The following is a 901-nucleotide window of genomic DNA, read 5'->3' on the forward strand; positions in this document are numbered from 1 at the left end:
GACGCGTCCGGGGGCCGCTGCGGCGGCCCGTCAGGGGAACAGCAGCCGGAGGAACGATGGCGCTCCAGTCGGTCGGCACGAACGGGTGGGAGGCGCGCCCGCTGCAGTCGAAGGCGTCCGTCTCGGTCGCGACGGGGGCGCTGTCGGCGACCCAGGTCCTCGATCTGGCGGTGAAGGCGGCCGCGGCGGTCGACGACCCGTCCGGCTGGCTGCGGACGGGGGAGCGCGGGTCGAGCAAGGTCTCGTTCGCCGTCCGCGACATGACGCGCGACGGCACCGAGCCGGTGCTGTTCTTCGACGCCGAGGTCGACCGGGCCGTGGGCCGCGTGACGGTGCGGACGCTCATCACGAGCTACGTGACGCGCTCGTCGGGCGTGAGCGCGCTCCTGCCGGTCTCGAAGCGCAAGGTCGCGGGCTTCTCGACGTACCGCGCGTTCATGGACGGCTACGCGAAGCTGCTCAAGGAGGCGGACCCCGCGGCCTCGGTGTCGTTCAGCGGCACCTGAGGCGGACGGGCCCCTCGGGCGGGCCCTCGCGGGGTCGTTGTCGGTGGCCCGACGTACGGTGGTCGCATGCGCCCCGTGACCGACCTGCAGCGGACCGTCGCGCCGTTCGAGGTGGTGTCCGAGTACACCCCGAGCGGCGACCAGCCGACCGCGATCGCCGAGCTCGCCGAGCGCGTGCAGGCGGGCGAGAAGGACGTCGTGCTGCTCGGCGCGACCGGCACCGGCAAGTCCGCGACAACCGCGTGGCTCATCGAGTGGCTGCAGCGCCCCACGCTCGTCATGGCGCCCAACAAGACCCTCGCGGCGCAGCTCGCCACGGAGTTCCGTGAGCTGCTCCCGAACAACGCCGTCGAGTACTTCGTCTCGTACTACGACTACTACCAGCCCGAGGCGTA

General features: G+C 72.4%; 2 protein-coding genes. Both read left to right on the plus strand.

Going from position 1 to position 901, the window contains the following annotated elements; genetic code table 11:
* Window positions 1-506, plus strand: a 506-nt coding sequence (locus G3I71_RS44835; protein ID WP_203733010.1) for a hypothetical protein, incomplete at its 5' end; no start/stop codon positions are given.
* A 66-nt stretch (window positions 507-572) separates the two neighbouring features.
* Window positions 573-901, plus strand: a 329-nt coding sequence (locus G3I71_RS44840) for a DEAD/DEAH box helicase family protein (RefSeq protein ID WP_164324643.1), incomplete at its 3' end; no start/stop codon positions are given.

Origin of the sequence: Streptomyces sp. SID12501, assembly GCF_010550245.1 — a bacterium.
Classification (GTDB): Bacteria; Actinomycetota; Actinomycetes; order Streptomycetales; family Streptomycetaceae; genus Streptomyces.